Origin of the sequence: Ilyobacter sp., assembly GCF_041583315.1 — a bacterium.
Lineage (GTDB): Bacteria > Fusobacteriota > Fusobacteriia > Fusobacteriales > Fusobacteriaceae > Ilyobacter.
Window position 1 is genome coordinate 1 of record NZ_JBFHGC010000417.1, and the last position, 2,602, is coordinate 2,602.

Consider the following 2,602-nt stretch of genomic DNA (forward strand, 5'->3'; position numbering starts at 1 on the left):
ACTGGTCTTACAACTAAAGAAATTAAAATTACAGTCACTCTTAGTGAGCCTTGATAGGGAGGGATCGATGGAAAAAAGAGGATTTATACTGCCTTTAGTTTTACTCATACTGGCCCTCATGAGCGGTATAGCGGTGGTTCTGGGGAGGCTTTCCAGTGAGAAAACTTTGTCGCTGAAAAAGCAGGAAAGTTCCTACTATGCCAAGGAGATAACTGTGATTTTGGTCGATGAAGACGCAACTGAAGATTCAGGAACAACAGATGATTCAGGAAATACGTCTGATTCAACATCTGGAGTGAGCTTAGCGAGTAATAACAGTAGTATTGACGTAGATTTTACAGGTGTAAAGAATGGGACTTATAATATAGAAGTTAAAATAACCTCAACTAAGAATATTAAAAACGTAATAACAGCGGTGACTGTTAATGGTAATGGGACAGGTATAACTCTGAGCGAAACAACAACCGGAGATCGTAAATATAAAAGAACCTATACTGGGACTATAACGGTTGAAAACAACTCTTTAATTATTACGATTGGGAGTAGTAATAGTTCAAGTCCTGTAGTAGCTGTAAATTATACGCTTACGGAGTGAGATTAAACGATTAAGTTAGAAATGAAATTAACTTATATGGTTTGAACAGAGTAGGATGTTTAAAATAAATATAATAAATGATAATTTTCAATTTTATTAATAAAAGAGTATTTCAAGCAACTGGAGGGGCAGATGAAGAAAAGACTATCCATAGAGCTTACTGAAAATTCAATAAAGTTTATATTGGGTGCCCAGGGAAAGAACGGGATAAGTATAGAGGATGTACACAGAGAGGATACTCCTCAGGGAAACGAGGATAAAATAACCGCTTCTGTGGAGAAAATAAAAGAGATAATCGAGTCCAAGGGATGGACAAAGTACAAAAAAGTACTGTTGTGCAGAATGGACAATATGGAACACGAGGTCATAGAACTCCCCAATGTACCAGAAGAGGAGATGGAGTCCATCCTCCGAAGAAAGCTGGAAAACCAAAAGATGGTGGATGATGCAGACAAGATAGCCTACGGGGCTATAGGGGATTTTAGTCCGAAGCTGCTCCAGGGGGTCTATGTGCAGGTTTTAACACAGGAGTTCCTGGAAAAGCTGTCGCCTCTTAAGCTTCACGGAATAGACTTTGAACCCTTTGCTGCAAACAGGGCAATGGGGAGATACGCAAATAAGAAAGAAAACAGTTTTTTTATAGATATACAGGAAAGCCATACTATAGCGGCAATTTACTTTAAGGACAAACTTTCCCTGTACAGGAAGATAAACATCGGAAAAAAGGACTTTGTAAAAAGCCTCTCTGATGTACTGAATATAGATGGGGAAAAGGCAACTGAATACCTCAAAGAATACGGGTATGTAAGTAATATAAAGGCGACAGAACTGATGGAAAAGGGTGTAAATATAGGACCTCAGCTCAACATGGCCTGTGAATCGACTTTGGCCAAAATCCTAAGAAAAGCTGTACAGTATATAGATTATTTCCAGTTTAAACATTCTGGAGAGGTTCTGAATACAATTTATTTTTCAGGGGGAGATCTGGAGACTGAGGATATAAAAACTGCCCTGGAGAGAGAACTTTACATAGGAAATATTTACGGATACAGCGTGAACTCGGGATTTTTGGAAAGCGATCTTACAAAAGAGTTTCTGAAAGACAATGACTGGAATCTCCTGGCGGGAACCATGCAGAGTGAAGAGGGGATATACAGGCTTAAAAGTAAGTTTAAGATGCCTTTTAAAATTAACAAAAATCCTATATACATCTTTCTGGCAATAGTGTTTGTAATGTTTTGCAGCATAAAATTCGGGTATTATAAGATCCAGGAGATGGATCAGATAAAAAAAATAAAGGGAATAGCTGAAAAAAACAGAGGAATCTCTGATTATATAAAAGAGGCTGATGCTCTGGAGGGTAAGATAAAAAAAACCAGGGAGGATATGAATTATCTTTCTAAAATAACCGGAAAGAACACCATATTTAATAATTTTCTGTATGAGGTGTCTGAAATCCTGCCTGCAGAGATATACTTTGAAGAGATAAAATATGTGGGGGATACAGTCTCATTAACAGGGAAAGCGATGTCTGATGATGAATATGCAGAGAGTTATATAAATGAACTCCTGAGCAATCTTGAGGAGATAACTGGTTCGGTAAAACTGATAAAAACCGTAAAGTCCCAGCAAAATAACAGGATAAATGATTTTTCTATAGAGGTCAAACTCTCCGGCGGTGAAAAAAATGAAAAAAAATGAGAAACAGGCTCTGGTTTTGCAACTACTGGTCTGCCTTACTTTTTATATACTTTTTCAAAATATAATAATGGTAAATATGAAGAAAAGAGTGGAGTCTAACAAGAATAAGATAATCCAGGAGCAACAGAAATATGTAGAGGATGTAAATAAAATAAATTCACTTAAAAAAAGATACAGGGAATACTACAAAATGAAGTATCAAAGAGACCATATGCAGGCAAAGCTAATAAGTGCAGGAGAGGAGAGATACCTTACCGAGGAACTGACCCAGCTGAGCAAGGAAAACAATATAAAGCTGTCAAACAT

The 2,602-nt window shown here is 37.2% G+C and carries 3 protein-coding genes; all 3 read left to right on the forward strand.

Features of this window, described 5'->3' with window-relative positions; all coding sequences use genetic code 11:
- The first annotated feature begins 67 nt into the window (after nucleotides 1-67).
- Nucleotides 68-595, forward strand: coding sequence for a hypothetical protein (locus tag ABZA26_RS12290; protein WP_372714805.1), 528 nt, complete (start codon nucleotides 68-70; stop codon nucleotides 593-595).
- 132 nt (nucleotides 596-727) lie between these two features.
- Complete coding sequence (locus ABZA26_RS12295) at nucleotides 728-2,296, forward strand: PilN domain-containing protein (RefSeq protein ID WP_372714806.1); 1,569 nt, start codon at nucleotides 728-730, stop codon at nucleotides 2,294-2,296.
- The coding region (locus tag ABZA26_RS12300; protein ID WP_372714807.1) for a hypothetical protein at nucleotides 2,283-2,602 on the forward strand (320 nt) is incomplete at its 3' end. The genes ABZA26_RS12295 and ABZA26_RS12300, both read left to right, overlap by 14 nt.